Annotated in this window: 17 protein-coding genes and 1 other annotated feature; of the genes, 7 read left to right on the forward strand and 10 right to left on the reverse strand. The window is 39.4% G+C overall.

Translation table 11 applies throughout. The features are described 5' to 3' along the window. Positions 1-70: 70 nt before the first annotated feature. Both ACIFPW_RS09610 and ACIFPW_RS09615 read right to left on the reverse strand, forming a co-directional pair. Positions 71-1660 carry a BCCT family transporter gene (locus ACIFPW_RS09610; protein WP_430243787.1) on the reverse strand — a complete coding sequence of 530 codons (1590 nt, stop codon included), beginning with the start codon at positions 1658-1660 and terminating at the stop codon, positions 71-73. 197 nt (positions 1661-1857) lie between these two features. Beyond that, positions 1858-2091 (reverse strand): hypothetical protein, encoded by a 234-nt coding sequence (locus ACIFPW_RS09615; RefSeq protein ID WP_430243789.1) that lies wholly within the window; start codon positions 2089-2091, stop codon positions 1858-1860. A gap of 249 nt (positions 2092-2340) precedes the next feature. Here ACIFPW_RS09615 and ACIFPW_RS09620 point away from each other — a divergent pair, with 249 nt between their 5' ends. Continuing rightward, positions 2341-3180, forward strand: coding sequence for a transporter substrate-binding domain-containing protein (locus ACIFPW_RS09620; protein ID WP_430243791.1), 840 nt, complete (start codon positions 2341-2343; stop codon positions 3178-3180). A gap of 81 nt (positions 3181-3261) precedes the next feature. Here ACIFPW_RS09620 and ACIFPW_RS09625 read toward each other — a convergent pair whose 3' ends face one another. Continuing rightward, the gene (locus ACIFPW_RS09625) at positions 3262-3681 is read right to left on the reverse strand and encodes an organic hydroperoxide resistance protein (RefSeq protein ID WP_194220382.1); all 420 of its coding nucleotides are present in this window, start codon (positions 3679-3681) and stop codon (positions 3262-3264) included. 175 nt (positions 3682-3856) lie between these two features. Between ACIFPW_RS09625 and ACIFPW_RS09630 the strand changes: the two genes are divergently transcribed. Next, a complete protein-coding gene (locus ACIFPW_RS09630; protein WP_430243792.1) occupies positions 3857-4384 on the forward strand; it encodes an isochorismatase family protein in 528 nt (175 codons plus the stop codon). Positions 4385-4388: 4 nt separating this feature from the next. On the opposite strand, the gene ACIFPW_RS09635 is transcribed toward ACIFPW_RS09630, so the two are convergent. Next, positions 4389-5069 carry an HAD family hydrolase gene (locus tag ACIFPW_RS09635; RefSeq protein WP_430243794.1) on the reverse strand — a complete coding sequence of 227 codons (681 nt, stop codon included), beginning with the start codon at positions 5067-5069 and terminating at the stop codon, positions 4389-4391. A 115-nt stretch (positions 5070-5184) separates the two neighbouring features. Between ACIFPW_RS09635 and ACIFPW_RS09640 the strand changes: the two genes are divergently transcribed. Together ACIFPW_RS09640 and ACIFPW_RS09645 are read left to right on the forward strand one after the other, a co-directional pair. Then, positions 5185-5991 carry a GNAT family N-acetyltransferase gene (locus ACIFPW_RS09640; protein WP_430243796.1) on the forward strand — a complete coding sequence of 269 codons (807 nt, stop codon included), beginning with the start codon at positions 5185-5187 and terminating at the stop codon, positions 5989-5991. 241 nt (positions 5992-6232) lie between these two features. Next, positions 6233-6988 (forward strand): FixH family protein, encoded by a 756-nt coding sequence (locus ACIFPW_RS09645; protein ID WP_430243798.1) that lies wholly within the window; start codon positions 6233-6235, stop codon positions 6986-6988. 38 nt (positions 6989-7026) lie between these two features. Here the strand turns inward: ACIFPW_RS09645 and tyrS are convergent, their stop codons facing one another. The 5 genes from tyrS to ACIFPW_RS09670 all read right to left on the reverse strand — a co-directional run bounded on the left by tyrS (position 7027) and on the right by ACIFPW_RS09670 (position 11000). Then, a complete protein-coding gene (gene tyrS, locus ACIFPW_RS09650) occupies positions 7027-8274 on the reverse strand; it encodes a tyrosine--tRNA ligase (RefSeq protein WP_430243800.1) in 1248 nt (415 codons plus the stop codon). A 56-nt stretch (positions 8275-8330) separates the two neighbouring features. After that, positions 8331-8554 (reverse strand) — a binding site (T-box leader). A gap of 128 nt (positions 8555-8682) precedes the next feature. Further along, positions 8683-9618: a ferrochelatase gene (gene hemH / locus ACIFPW_RS09655; RefSeq protein WP_194220378.1), complete on the reverse strand. Its 936-nt coding sequence runs from the start codon at positions 9616-9618 to the stop codon at positions 8683-8685. Between the two features lie 374 nt (positions 9619-9992). Beyond that, the gene (locus ACIFPW_RS09660; protein ID WP_430243802.1) at positions 9993-10343 is read right to left on the reverse strand and encodes a hypothetical protein; all 351 of its coding nucleotides are present in this window, start codon (positions 10341-10343) and stop codon (positions 9993-9995) included. A 76-nt stretch (positions 10344-10419) separates the two neighbouring features. Further along, positions 10420-10788 carry a permease gene (locus ACIFPW_RS09665; protein ID WP_430243895.1) on the reverse strand — a complete coding sequence of 123 codons (369 nt, stop codon included), beginning with the start codon at positions 10786-10788 and terminating at the stop codon, positions 10420-10422. A gap of 8 nt (positions 10789-10796) precedes the next feature. Beyond that, positions 10797-11000 carry a helix-turn-helix transcriptional regulator gene (locus ACIFPW_RS09670; RefSeq protein WP_430243804.1) on the reverse strand — a complete coding sequence of 68 codons (204 nt, stop codon included), beginning with the start codon at positions 10998-11000 and terminating at the stop codon, positions 10797-10799. A 139-nt stretch (positions 11001-11139) separates the two neighbouring features. Here ACIFPW_RS09670 and ACIFPW_RS09675 point away from each other — a divergent pair, with 139 nt between their 5' ends. After that, positions 11140-11298: a hypothetical protein gene (locus ACIFPW_RS09675; RefSeq protein ID WP_430243806.1), complete on the forward strand. Its 159-nt coding sequence runs from the start codon at positions 11140-11142 to the stop codon at positions 11296-11298. A gap of 74 nt (positions 11299-11372) precedes the next feature. On the opposite strand, the gene ACIFPW_RS09680 is transcribed toward ACIFPW_RS09675, so the two are convergent. Continuing rightward, a complete protein-coding gene (locus ACIFPW_RS09680) occupies positions 11373-12551 on the reverse strand; it encodes an MFS transporter (protein ID WP_430243807.1) in 1179 nt (392 codons plus the stop codon). A gap of 434 nt (positions 12552-12985) precedes the next feature. Between ACIFPW_RS09680 and ACIFPW_RS09685 the strand changes: the two genes are divergently transcribed. Both ACIFPW_RS09685 and ACIFPW_RS09690 read left to right on the forward strand, forming a co-directional pair. Continuing rightward, positions 12986-14134, forward strand: a complete 1149-nt coding sequence (locus ACIFPW_RS09685; RefSeq protein WP_430243809.1) for an NAD-dependent epimerase/dehydratase family protein — start codon at positions 12986-12988, stop codon at positions 14132-14134. 31 nt (positions 14135-14165) lie between these two features. Beyond that, the gene (locus ACIFPW_RS09690; protein ID WP_430243811.1) at positions 14166-15308 is read left to right on the forward strand and encodes a glycosyltransferase family 4 protein; all 1143 of its coding nucleotides are present in this window, start codon (positions 14166-14168) and stop codon (positions 15306-15308) included. Positions 15309-15318 lie beyond the last annotated feature (10 nt).

The raw sequence follows: 15318 nt of genomic DNA on the forward strand, positions 1-15318 counted from the left end.
CACCTTTAGTCTACAAGAAACATAGGCAATAGGGATATAGTTACTTTTTAATTTCTGAGGAAATCAGAGTTTAAGAAGATTGTTTTTGACGATTTTCTTTCTTCTCTTTAGAAGCTTCGGCTAATTTTTTTAGTAACGTTTTTTCTCTTTTTCCTTCTGCTTCTTTCGCTTCATTACGTAATGATTTAAACAGATTAACGCACATGATAATCAAGATTACTGTAAACGGTAACGCAGCAACAAGCGAAGCTGTTTGAAGTCCCTGAAGACCACTACTAATAATCAATACTGCTGAAATAGCAGCAATAAGCGTTCCCCAAACAAGCTTTGAAAATAAAGAAGGATTCAAATCACCGTCAGAGGTCATCATACCGAGAACAAAAGTAGCCGAATCCGCAGAAGTAACAAGAAAGACGCAAATCAAAAAGATAGATAGCGTCGATAACACCTGAGTTAACGGAAATTGTTCAAGCGTTACGAATAATGCACTTGTCACATCCTCATTAACAGCATCGGCAATCGCTGTTCCTTGAAATAGATCGAGATGGAAAGCTGCTCCTCCGAATACAGCTATCCACACCATAGCAATAAACGGTGGGACAATCAGAACCCCAAAAATCATTTCGCGAATGGAACGTCCTTTAGAGACACGAGCAACGAAAGCTCCAATAAATGGCGACCACGCAATGACCCATGCCCAATAAAACACGGTCCATTCTTTCACCCATGTTCCACCTTGATAAGGGGTCATAAAGAAACTCATTTCAATGAACTTCTGAATATACCCACCTAATGCTAATGTAAAGCTCTCAAGTATAAAAACAGTTGGTCCAAGAAAAAGAACGAATAGCATTAAGATAAGAGCTAAAGCCAAATTTAAATTACTTAAGTACTTGATGCCTTTGTTTAATCCTGTAGTTGAAGATGCCATATACAAGACGAAAAGAATGGCAGTAATGCTAATTTGAACGACCGCATTTTGCGGAAGTCCGTACATATAATCCAGCCCACCATTGATTTGCAGAATACCAAATCCAAGTGATGTGGCTACACCCATCACGGTTGCAATGACCGCAAGAATGTTAATGATCTTCTTCCACGATGCCTTACTTCCTGATTTAGACTTACTTGAAATCGTTTCACTGATTAAGCTTTTGCGACCTTTTCTATATTGGAAATAAGCCATCACAAGTCCGACAACCGTAAAGACCGACCACTGGTGAATTCCCCAATGAAAAAAAGAATAGCGCATGGCAAGCTTTGCTGCCTGCTCTGTCTCTCCTTCAACACCAAAACCTGCTGGTGGGTTAGCGAAATGCGTCATTGGCTCTGCGACACCCCAGAAAACAAGACCTACCCCAAAACCAGCACTAAACAGCATGCCAATCCAGGTGAAGAATGGATATTGAGGTTTCTCATCATCTGGACCTAAGCGAATTTTACCGTATTTACTAATAGCTAGATAGAAACAAAAAACCACGAAGAAAATAACCGCTATTAAGTAAAACCAGCCAAATGCATTCGTTGTAAACGAGTAAACTGAGCTAGCTACGGATGCAAATGACTTAGGTACCACAGCTCCCCAAATCACAAGTAACAATACGACTATACCCGATACCCAAAAGACCGGGTTCTTTCTTTGACTTTCCTTTTCTTTCATAGATCTCTCCTTTCAGATTGGTAGCAAAATCAAATTCAACATATCCCAATCATTTTTTCACTAGTCTGACTACATTATCATTTACCCTTATAAAATTCAAACTAACCAGATTTACCCTTTTTTCTCCAAATTTTAGACAAACAAAAAATCGACTTTAGCAGTCGATTTCAATCAAACATCACTTATGTGACCTTCTATTATACATCCATATAAAGGGTTTGCTTAGGAAGAGTCGGACGAGAAACTTTTACACTTGGATCACTGAACTCCATCGATTCAAGAATTTGTTCTTCAGAAAAGCCGGTCATTTGAGAAAGCTTCCGAATATCTATCTTCTTCTTAGATAATCGTCTCGAATGTTGAATCGCGACCTGTGTTTGATGATGCACAACGGAATACCGATGCGTAAAAGTCCCCACAGAATGTTTCACAGCTAATCCCCTTCCGTTAGTGAATTAATGAAATAACTTCCATAAAAAATTAATTACGGTACAGTTACCCCATCTTCTATAAACTAAACTGGGTATTACGTCTCGCCCGAATCATTCTTCTCATCCAAACCTATACGGTAGTCCCTCTCACCAGTCTTATAATTAGAAATATTTAGGACAAATCTCTTGCTTAAGCCGAAGCTGCTTTGCTATGGTAATGTTCTGATTTAAAAAAAGGGGGACATGATCATGAGATCGAATCGTTTTTTACTGTTGCTCGTTTTGATAGTTGTATCAATTCTAGCAGCGTGCAGCAATAATAGCTCTGAAGAAGAAAGAGACACTGCTTGGGAAGAGATCCAGGATGCTGAGTCAATTAAAATAGCGACTTCTGGTACACTTTATCCAACTTCTTATCATGAGCAAGAAACAAACGATTTAACCGGCTTTGATGTAGAAATTGTGAAAGAACTGGCCAACCGTTTGGATTTAGAAGTGGAATTTGTTGAAATGGGTTTTGACGGAATGCTGACAGCTGTTCAAACAGGAAAAGTCGGTATGGCTGCTAATGATATCGGCATTACAGAAGAGCGCAAAGAAAAATTTGCACTTTCTACGCCATACAAACATTCTTACGGCACGGCTATCGTTCGTGCGGAGGATCTATCTGGTATAGACTCAATCGACGATTTAGAAGGAAAGAAAGCAGCCGGTGCAGCTACAACGAACTTCATGAAACTCGCAAAGGAAAAAGGCGCTGAAGAAGTAATCTATGATAATGCGACAAATGAGCAATACCTTCGCGACGTTGACAACGGAAGAACCGATGTCATTTTAAATGATGTTTACTTGCAGCGATTGGCTCTAGCGGCATTTCCTGAACTTGACCTTACCATTCACCCTGATATTCAATATATGCCAAGTGAAGGCGGTCTTTTGATGAATAAGGAAAACGAAAAGCTTATTACTGAAGTGAATGAAGTAATTGAAGAAATGCTTGAAGATGGAACGATTCGTGATCTATCAAAGACGTTCTTTAACGGGGCTGATGTAACAGAACTCCCAGAAGATATTGAATTCCAGAAATAACTTACGTCTCTTATAGTTAAAAAGCAGATTTTAGACAAGAAAAAAAGCCGTTCTCCTTTGTTGGAGAACGGCTTTCATCTGTTACACAGCTTTTGCATTAATTTCTACATCAATGTTGCCTCGCGTTGCCTTGGAGTAAGGGCATACTTTGTGAGCTTCTTTTGCGAGCATTTCTGCATCTTCTTGGCTTACACCTTTAATTTCTACATTTAAAGCTGCGCCGATTTTAAAGCCATTGTCAGCTTCATCTTTCAATAAGCTAACATCTGCTGTGATTTTCGAATCAATATCCATCTTCTTCTTAGATGCCACAAGATTTAATGCACCATCATAACAAGCCGCATAAGCAGCAGCAAACAGTTGCTCAGGGTTTGAGCCAGTTTCGCTTGATTTTTCTGTTGGCATAACAAGATTTAAGTCAATTAAACCGTCCGAAGATTTAACTTGTCCATTACGTCCGCCTTCTGCAGTTGCTTGTGAAGTAAACATTACATTACTCATTGAATATCAGCTCCTTCTAATTTGCATACAATTAAAATGTCCCCGTTTCTCCTCTCTTTTAAACGTCTTACTTTTACAAATGCATGCTTTCATTCCATATATCGGTTGATTTTCGTTCAAATACGGGGTATGATTGAACAAGAACATTTGTTCGTTTGTTTAAGGGGGAATATGATTGAACACTACTGCTCTGCTTCTCATTGATGTCCAAAATGGAATGTTTCATCGCGGGTCTTCCGTCTACCAAGATGCCAGGCTACTATACAACTTAAAAAAAATCACAGCCTCCGCTAAATCAGAACGCATACCAGTTTACTATATCCAGCATGAAACAAATGGAAATCACCTAAAGCGGAACACGATTGATTGGGAGCTTCATCCCTTTTTCACCATCGAAAAGGAAGATGAAGTGATTTACAAAACAACACCAGATGCCTTTCATCTCACTCGCCTGGAAGAAAAACTCCATTCTAAAAACATCAATCATCTTCTTATAACTGGTATTCAAACAGAAGTATGTGTAGATTCAACATGTAGGAGCGCCTATAGTAAAGGATTTTCTATCAGTTTAATTGAAGATGCTCACAGTACTTGGGATACGTCTCTACTAAACGCTAAAAAAATCATCCAGCATCATAACCAGACACTTCAATGGTTTGCAGATCCGATCTCAACAGATCAATTTGTTGATAGATTACGCTAAATTTCTACATGCCTAATCGCTTCCACTCATTCAACACTTGTGGAATTTCTAATAACGATTGGATCGAGTCGTCTCCTAACTCTTCGGATGTATTGAACCCTTTCTTCCATATTGTTTTCATTCCAGCGTCACTAGCACCCTTTATATCATTTATCTTATGATCCCCTATAAAAACGGTTTGAGAAGCTTTTAAATCAAGCCGCTCAAGGCTACGCTGGAAAATCACTTTCTCTGGTTTTTTCACGCCCTCTTGTTCAGAGATAAGAATAACGTCAAAATAGTTTTCAATTCCCAGAGCACTAATATTTCTATACTGGAATGCTGTTCTTCCATTGGTGATTAAACCAAGTAAGTACCCACTGCTTTTTAAGCGATCTAGCATATCGATCAAACCATTGAAAGGTTTACAATGAAGGTGAAAGGAACAAATATAATCCTCTAGAAGCGCTTCTGAAGTTATTGTTAGTTCATATTCATCTACTAGCTGTTCGTAAACGCGATCTTTCCACGTATACCCATTGTTATCTAAAGTAATGAAACGTGAGCAAAACTGTTCTTCCTCTATGTCTGCTAAAGATGTGAGGTAGCGTTTATATTGGTCATGAATAAAGCTATTCACTGAGTCTTTCCTATTCAAAAGCGTCTCATCAAAATCAAAAAGAATCCCTTTTATCAATTGCCTCATTTCCTTTCTAAATCCCACTATATTTTTAGATTAGCATAAATTTTCATAATCTATTTACTTTTGTGTTATTTTATGTAAAATTGGTTGTTAGAATTAGAAAGGGGGAAACTATCAATTGATTAGAAGATTAACTGAAAATGATCATCTTCAATGCCTCTCCTTATTAACACCACACGCTGCAGAGAACTTGTTCATTTTAGGAGATATTGAAGCTTATGGGTATGATCAACCTTTCCAGAAGCTTTGGGGTGATTTCTTAGAGGATGGTACATTGCGAGCTGTTTTATTAAAATATGAAAAAAACTATATTCCGTTTGCACCTGAGGATTTTGACGCAAAAGGTTTTGCAAAAGTGATTTCAGAAGACAGCGATTTCTTTATGATGTCAGGACTTAAACGGGTCACAAGTCAAATACAACCCTTTGTTTCCCATCCTTTTCGCTCAAGTCGTGAATTGTTCTATGCGAAATGTGAGAGTACTAACGAACTTGCCCTCGATAACATCACCAATGTACAAGTCGCCTCATCGCTTGACCTAAGTCACATCCATTCCCTTCATGAACAAATTGGTGAGTTTGACTCATCTGAGACCGTAGAAGAAAAGCGACGAAATCAGGAAAAAGGAGTATCAAGAACATACTTTATTGAGGAAGATGGGAAGCCTGTGTCAGCAGCTTCTACCGCAGCAGAAAATTCTCAATCAGCGATGATCGTTGGTGTTTGTACATTGGCAAATTATAAACGAAAAGGCTATGCTTCAAAATGTACAAGTAAACTTTGTTATGACGTCCTTAAGGAAGGAAAAGTCCTATGTCTTTTCTATGATAATCCAGAGGCAGGAAACATTTACAAGCGAATAGGCTTTCAAGATATCGAGAAATGGATGATGATTCATTTTGAAACAAAAGAAGCTCTTGTTTAATCTCTCCGATCCTTGCTTTCAATAAGGAGCGTTTTTTATTGTTTCTTTTAAATTCAATCGTATAAAACTTCTATCAATCTCTTTTGTTGCCAGCTAGACACAACTATTCATGAATTAGCCTTGAGATTAGGTTATAACTTTCTTACTATTAAAGTGTGGATAAAGGTTTACAAGATTACTGAAGTGGCCATACTGTTTATTCAGAAATGGACGTAAGAAATGAAGGGAAGGAAAAATTGTTATGAAAAAAATCGGATCGTGGGTATCTATCCTTAGCATTTCTATGGTGCTAGCAGCGTGCGGACAGGATAATGCAAATGAGTCTAACGCCTCGACGGCAGAGGAAACTCAGGTCGAAACACTTGATGTTGCACTAGATACTCCTGAAAAAGTAGAAAAAGGTGAAAAGGTTACTTTTTCTGCAACGGTTACTCAGGGAGAAGAAAAGGTAGACGATGCTGACGAAGTCATGTTCGAAGTATGGAAAGAAGGCTCCAAAGAAGATAGCGAAATGATCGAAGCTTCTCATGATGGCGAAGGCGTTTATACTGCTGAAAAGGAACTCGACGATGCTGGTAAATACTTCGTTCAATCTCACGTGACAGCTCGTGACCTACATACGATGCCGAAAAATGAAATGATGGTCGGTTCTGAAGAAGAAGCTGCTTCTGAAACTGATGAACACGCGCACGAACACGAAAGCGACGTATCCATCCATCTTATGAAGCCCGAAGAGATAAAAGCGAATGAAGATGTTTCGTTCATGGCACACCTTCAAAAAGACGAAGAAGCCTTAACTGGTGCTGACGTTCGCTTTGAAATTTCGAAAGTAGATGAAGAAAAAGCTGAGTGGGTTGACGCTGAAGAAATGAAGGATGGCGAATATGAAGGAACGACTTCTTTTAAAGAAGCTGGTGACTACACCGTTACCATCCATGTAGAGAACGATGAAGGTCTTCATGAACATACCGAAGAAAGTGTCACCATTACAGAATAATAAAATCCTCCCCCTCTATTCGAGGGGGAAAATTTTTACTATGCTAGTTTTATTTTCTTGAATTTCCTTTTGCCCACTTGAATGACCAATCCATTTTTTACTTCAATTTCCTCATTCACTTCTGTTACTTTTACCTCATTTAGCTTAATACCGCCATTCTTCACCATTCGTCTAGCTTCACTTGTTGAAGGTAGCATGCCTAGTTTAGCGATCAATGTTGGCACAGTTACCATCCGATCTCCATCCCATATGACTTCCTCAATATCGGTTGGAAGCTGCTTTTGCTGAAAGATTTGTTGAAACTCCACTTCTGCTTTTTCAGAAGCATTTTCTCCATGAAACATGCGAACGATCGTCTTAGCTAAATTCATTTTAGCTGTTCTTGGATGGATTTCTTCTTGTTCAATTTCTTTACGAACCGTAAGCTTTTCCTCTAGAGATAGATCCGTGATTAATTCGGTATATTTGACGACCAGCTCATCAGGAATCGACATCGCTTTTCCATACATCTCTGATGGCTTCTCTGTAATCCCAATGTAATTCCCTTTGGATTTAGACATTTTTTCAATCCCGTCTAATCCTTCTAGAAGAGGCATCATTAAGACGACTTGCTTCTCTTTTCCGAACTGCTCTTGAAGGTGACGCCCCATTAAAACGTTGAAATATTGATCATTTCCACCGAGCTCAATATCACTTTCAAGATGAACAGAATCATAGCCCTGCATTAAAGGGTAAAAGAACTCATGAAGCGAGACAGGCTTATTCGCCTTCATTCGATTTTCAAAATCATCGCGCTCAAGTAAACGAGCAACCGTTATTTTTCCAGCGAGTTCAATAACGTCTTCAAACTTTAGTTCAGATAGCCACGCCGCATTGTAGTGGAGCTCCACTTTGCTTTGATCAAGAACCTTACCAAACTGCTCAAGATAAGTTCCAGCATTTCGTTTCACCTCTTCATCCGTTAGCTGCACTCTTGCTGTTGATTTTCCAGTAGGATCACCAATTTTACCTGTAAAGTCTCCAATAATGAGTTGGATGATATGGCCATTTTCTTGAAACTGCCTTAACTTATTTAACACAACGGTGTGACCAACATGGACATCGGGCGCAGAAGGATCAAGACCCAATTTCACTTTAAGTGGCTTATTCTTAAAAATCGAAGTGGCTATTTTATGCTTAAGTTCATCTCCAGGAATGACTTGACTCGTTCCATGTGTATAAACCGCATATTGCCTTTCCATTTCCTTTCTTTGTTCTTCTGTTAATTGATCCATGATTGAGTTCATTCCTGTCGACCTCCTAATTATTAAATTTCATATGAAAAGCCACGTCCCCTCTATATAGTAGGGACGTGGCTTACACGCGATACCACCCTGATTGAAGAAATAACTTCTTCCGGCTCGAATACGATAACGGTTTTCCCGTTCCTGACTAGTTAGATCACTCTGTTCATCAAGAAGGCTCTGAGGGGTAATTCACGGTTAGACTGTACCAGTTCACACCAACCACTGGTTCTCTGACACTACTCGTCATAACACGCTACTGCTTCCTCTTCCTAGCCTATTGTTATTTACGTTGCATGAATTTCTCATTACTTTATCTTCTTTTACGCTAGTTGTCAATTTGTTTCTTCAAGAGCAGTTAGGAATTTCTCACAAAAAAGAACGCAGCCTTGTAAGACTGCGCTTTTTTCATTATTGTTTATTTAATTCTTTTAACACGACAGTTGAAAGAATATCGATGAATTCTTCCTGTGCGTTTGGCATTTCTGGTCGATAATAATTTGCACCGATTTCATCTGTTACAACTTTACATTCATAGTCATTATCAAATAATACTTCCAAGTGATCGGCTACGAATCCTACTGGAGCATAAACAAACGATGTAAAACCTTGTTTTTCATAAAGATCTCTTGTTAAATCCTGTACGTCTGGGCCAATCCATGGATCTGGAGTGTTCCCTTCACTTTGCCATCCAATCGCCACGTTCTTCACACCTGACTCTGCTACGATAAGATCTGCCGTTTCTTTCAATTGGTCTGGATAAGGGTCTCCATTTGCAATGATTTTTTCAGGTAAACTGTGCGCGGAAACAATTAGGACAGATTTCTCGCGTTCTTGATCTGCCATTCCTTCAAATATCTCTTTAATACGCTTCGCCCAATAAGAGATAAATTTAGGCTCGTCATACCAGCTCTCAACAGAATGAATAACTGGGCCACCTAGTTTTCCAGCTTCTTCTTTTGCTCGTCCATTATAAGATTTGATACTAAATGTAGAGAAATGAGGCGCCAAAACAATACTAACGGCTTCTTCAATACCATCATTGTGCATTTGCTGTACCGCATCTTCTACAAAAGGCTCGATATGTTTTAATCCGATATAAAGCTTAAACTCAATTTCATCTTGAATTTCATTAAGGTGAGCTTCAAGCCCTTTCGCCTGATCTTCCGTAATTTTGGCAAGTGGTGATATTCCACCGATTGCTTTGTAACGGTCCTGAAGATCTTTTAACTGCTCGTCAGATGGCTTACGACCTCTTCTAATATGTGTGTAATAACGTTCAATATCCTCTTCTTTATAAGGCGTTCCATACGCCATTACAAGTAATCCCATTGTCTTTTTAGCCATGAATGTGTTCCCCTCTCATACAGTGATTAATTAAACAAACTATCTTTTTATAATCATTATCATCTAGGTATCAGTATACCTTTTTTTCTCCCCTGAATCAAAGGAATCTGACTATAAATTCGTAACGTTTTGTGTCACTCCTATTGAAGCAAACCTTTATGTATTTTGCCACTTCCGATGCGCTTCCTATCACAGTATAGCGAACATTAAGCGTTCTGTCTTTCTCTTCCTCCACTTCTATTTCATCCTATCCACCATTTTCAGGTTTCATACTGTGGTTGAATAACCCGGTAGTGAAGCGGGGGTCAAGTGCGTGCCCCCCGCTTCACCCACAAAAAAAGCTGCGCATCATTGCGCAGCTTTTTCCAATTTATCTATTTTTCCATTGCGCCATTATGCTTCGATACAACTTCACGCAGATCCGTGTCGTCTTGCTCTTCTGTATTAAAAACTAACACGTAGCGAAACTCTCTGTCCGCTTCCTCAGATGGATCAGCATTTTCTTCTTGCTTGCCTGTTGGCGTTTCATTAGAGAAAAACAAATCGTTATTCGCTCCAGCCGGGGTAGCAGTTCCCTGTCCCTGAACTGGTGTATCGATACTAAGCTTTTGATCTTCTGGAATATGTTCAACTGACAATTGACTTACCGAATAAGCCTGCAAATCAGCTTTTGCACTCTCTGCATCGTTCTCTGTTGTAAAATAAGCTTGTAATGATTTACTCATGTCAATCCAACTCCTTTTTATGATCTCACAAAAAGGGTTTCCCGATTCTTGCCATCTTTAATCATCGTGATAAAAATTAATGTCTTTTAGCGACGATCACCATGGAAACAAAGACTGTGCTAATCAGCATGGCGGCTAATGCACTCAGCACTGTTACTGAGCTAATATTCACTATGTTGAATTGTAGAAGAAAAAGAAACACCATGATATAACCTAGTACAGCAAAGTACGAATAAAACATCCCTTTCTCTCGAATCATTCGACTTCGCTCGTCCCGTGCCTTAAACTGCGGCTGAAGATAGCTTAAGCAAAAGGTCATAATAGACATACTCATCATCATATAACTTGCAGGAATAGGTTCATTTCCTGTGCCAAGACCAACACTAATCAGTAATAAAGCATTCAACGCAAAAAAGACGCCAAATCCGATATACGTTTTATTCATTGCCACTTCTAATCCCCCTCAGAATCCAAATAAAAAATCTCCTCCACAATCGTTCCAAACAACCTCGCCATTTCAAGTGCGAGCGGTAAAGATGGATTGTACTTTCCTTTCTCAATTGAAATAATCGTTTGCCTTGATACACCAAGTATATCGGCTAGGCGATCCTGGGAATACCCTTGTTCTGTTCTTTTCTCACGGAGTACATTTTTCAACTAAAAAGCCTCCTCACTTCTCATTTACATTATAAGGTAAAGCTCACTTTACGTAAAGCTTACTTTACATCGAGATGAATCATAATCCTCCGTTCACTACACATGCTAGAAAGATCCTAACGAAATCAGGAGGTAAAAAATGAAGCGTGACACAACACAAGCAAACAAAAAGATAAACGATTCATTTTACAAAGGACAAGCACCTGTCAATGTTGATGAAAAGATCAATGAAGACTTCTACGGCGAAGAGCCAGCTCAATTCCACAAGTTACCTTGGCAACAATACACCCGCCATTAATGTAACGGGGAATAAGGACAAAAATAAATAACCAACTTAAACTGCCCCTTTGCTAGCAAAGGGGCTCTACTTTATTATTCTGTTAAGTAGTGCATGCTCTTCAATAAGTAAAAAGCCGATGCTACTAGTAAAACTCCTGATAAAGCAAAAACAAATGGAACACTAATTGTCTCGGCAAGAAAACCGTATAGCAAAGAGCCAAGACCAAACGTAATGGATATCAGAGCGCTTTGAGCGCTAAAAACTTCAGGAAGTGAATCTTTCGGACATTTCTTTTGGATGAATGTCACCATCGCAATTGATTTTATTTGTTCCACCATCCCTGAGAGCATAGTTAACATAAGTGCAATCACTGGAACACTTATTAAACCAAAGACAAACGTTAAAATACTAATCGCGAAGCACGTGGCGAGAAGCGTTTCTTTCATATAACGTTCAAACCAATTCGTGTATTTGGATACGGCCATTCCACCTGCTATCAAGCCGATGAAAAAGCACGCATTAAGATATCCCCACCACGCTTCTGATTTCATAAGAACTTCTTCGACAAAAATATAAAGGATAGCAGCAATCCAAACGACATTTGCTATCGCTTCAATAAAAATCATAATGTGAAATATACGCAGAACAGGATGCTTCCAAATCAACCTCCATCCGCTCATCATATGAATTTTCGTCTTCCTTTCTCTGTGATCCCTCACAACAATTAACCCCATCATCAGTGTGGAAATCACGTACATCACAAAGGTAACCCATATAACGAAGGAGCCTGACGTTGCTGCTACAAGAATACCACCGAGTGCCCAACCGCCAAATTGAATGGACTGATCAACAACCGCTACAAAACTATTCGCTTTCGCAAGCTCATCCTCCGTAACGAGTTGAGGGAGCATGGCATTTCGAGCAGGTGCGGCCCACCCATCAAGAAAAGCGATGATAAAAACAAGAACTAAAATAATCAGTATTGAAGGATCAAAAAGCCATAAAGACAAGCCAAGCATCCCCAACAACACTGTCTTTATACTTTGTGATCCGACTAGTAATCCTTTTAACGAAAAGCGGTTCAAGACTAGCGGTGCACACATTCCACTTACAAATCGAGCGATCGTAATAGTAAATGGTAGCAGGGAAAGATAAAGTGCTGAACCTGTTGATTGATAAAGAACAGCTATTAGCGCCACAATATATAGAACATCTCCCGTGTTGGCAAACCCCTGGCCAATCCACAAGAAACGAAATGAACGTAGTCTCATCATAACTACCCCTTTTTATTTTGGTCTTACAAATGAACTAAAGGGTAGTCAGTTTACATAGGGAAAATCACTCCTATTCTTCAATGTCTTTAAATGTCCAGATAACAGTTGCTAATATGAATGAAAAAAACAGTAGGCGTTATGATGAGATAATTCGTTTGAAAGCATTTTTTATTATTTTACCATATTCCTAAAATGACCGTTTTGAATTTTCTAAATTAATTAATTGTTTTTATGAAGCGTTTCATGCAAACTAAAAGGTGTAGTGATACTCTTTTTAGGGAAAGAAATAATGATACATTTTCGGATTGGTTTAAAGATTTCGTAAATTGATTGTTGCGAGTTGAATGCCATCTTGAGGAATGCTATCGTAAATATTTGATAAAGCAAGGATATCTACAACTAAATCGACCATTGTGATGGAGGTAAAATCTATGAGAATTATTGTAGCAGGCGGAGATGGTTTCTGTGGGTGGCCAACCGCACTTTACTTATCAAAACAGGGCCATGAGGTTACGATCATTGATAACATGGTACGCCGTAAATGGGATGATGAGCTTCGATCGAACTCACTCACCCCCATCTTACCCCTTGAAGAACGTGTGAAATTATGGGAAGAAAAATCAGGTAAGCATATCACAACGTATGATTGTGATTTGATGCACTATGACTTCTTAAAAGAAATCTTCAAGCAAGTACAGCCCGAAGCATTTGTTCACTTTGCTGAACAGCGCTCAGCACCATATTCTATGATCGATCGTGAGCACGCGGTATTTACACAAACGAATAACGTTGTTGGTAACTTGAACGTGCTCTATGCGATTAAAGAAGTTACACCTGATTGTCACTTAATTAAATTGGGCACAATGGGTGAGTATGGACAGCCTAACATAGATATCGAAGAAGGATACATAAAAATAGAACATAAAGGACGTGAAGACGTTCTTCCGTTCCCGAAACAGCCGGGATCGTTCTATCATTTATCAAAAGTACATGATAGCCATAACATTCAGTTTGCCTGCAAAATTTGGGGCATTCGTGCAACAGACTTAAATCAGGGAATTGTTTATGGACTTCATACAGATGAAGATGAACTTGATGAAGGTTTAATCAATCGCCTTGATTACGATGGTGTATTTGGTACAGCCCTTAACCGTTTCATCATTCAAGCAGCCATTGGCCATAACTTAACAGTGTACGGATCTGGTAAACAAACGCGCGCTTTCTTAAACATTAAGGACACGATTCGCTGTGTAGAAATTGCAGCAGAAAACCCGGCCGACAAAGGAGAATTCCGTGTGTTCAATCAGTTTACTGAAGAGTTTTCTGTACTTGAACTGGCTGAGAAAGTTCAGCGTGTAGCTGAAGCTAAAGGACTCAAAGTTAACATCGATCACCTTGAGAATCCTCGTGTTGAGAAAGAAGAGCACTACTATCACGCTGTAAACACGAGCTTAATTGATCTTGGTCTTGAGCCTTCTCTTTTAACAGATGAACACATTTCGAGAACGCTTGATACAGCTCTCAAATACAAAGACCGTGTTCTGAAAGAAAACGTTCTTCCTAACGTGACCCGGAAGTAAAGCGATGCATAATACTAACTGAGGTGTTCTTATGAAAATATCCATCGTAACAGAGACATTCCTTCCTTCAACAGATGGCGTGGTGACAAGACTTCGTGCATCGATCGATTATTTAATTGATCAAGGGCATGATATTCAGGTCATTGCTCCAGATTTAGGAGTGCGCAGCTATCGGAATATTCGTTTTGATGGAGTTCAGCCTCGTACATTCTTTCTATATAAACATCGGAAATTCGGCATGCCAACTCGTGTGATTAAAACCTATTTAGAGGAGTTTGATCCTGATCTTGTTCATGTCGTTAACCCGGCTTTTATGGGCTATTCTGGTATCAAGTATGGTAAGAAACTCGGCGTTCCGCTTATTGCTTCTTATCATACTCACGTTCCTAAATACGCTGATCACTACAATATGTCATGGTCGGAACCTCTTCTCTGGTGGCACTTCAGAAGAATGCACAACAAAGCGGATATTAACCTCTGTACGTCACAAGCCATATTAGAAGAGTTAAATGAACAAAACTTCTATAACATGCATTTGTGGAAACGCGGTGTTGATACTGAACGGTTTAATCCTGAACTTCGTGACAGCGACATGAGACGACGGTTATCAAACGACAATCCAGATAAAACCCTTCTCCTCTTTGTCGGAAGACTTGCATTCGAGAAAGAAATCGATTCGCTCGTTCCGATGCTTGAAGACAAGCCAGATGCTCACCTGGCGATTGTTGGGGATGGCCCTTATCGAGGTGAACTTGAAAAGAACTTTGGTCATCTTGATAACGTATCATTTACTGGTTTTCTACACGGAGAAGAGCTAGCAAGGGCTTATGCTTCTGCAGATGCGTTTATGTTTCCATCAACGACTGAAACGCTCGGGCTTGTCATACTTGAAGCGATGGCAAGTGGCCTTCCTGTTATTGCCGCAGAATCTGGTCCAACGAACGAACAGGTTGAGGATGGTTCAGCAGGTCTACTCTATCGTTCAGGAACGAACGGTAACCTCACTGAAGTCATTAATCGCCTTCAGGAAAAAGGGCTATTAGAAAAAATGTCAAAAGAAGCTTACGAGCATTCTAGAGATTACGGTTGGCGAGGTCCAGCTCAACAGCTACTTGATTTCTATGAGTCCGCCATTGAGCAAAAGCAAGAAGAACAGCAGCAGGCGATTCAATAGATAGAAGGAT

This window comes from Pseudalkalibacillus sp. NRS-1564 (genome assembly GCF_050467905.1).
Taxonomy (GTDB): domain Bacteria; phylum Bacillota; class Bacilli; order Bacillales; family Guptibacillaceae; genus Guptibacillus; species Guptibacillus hwajinpoensis_B.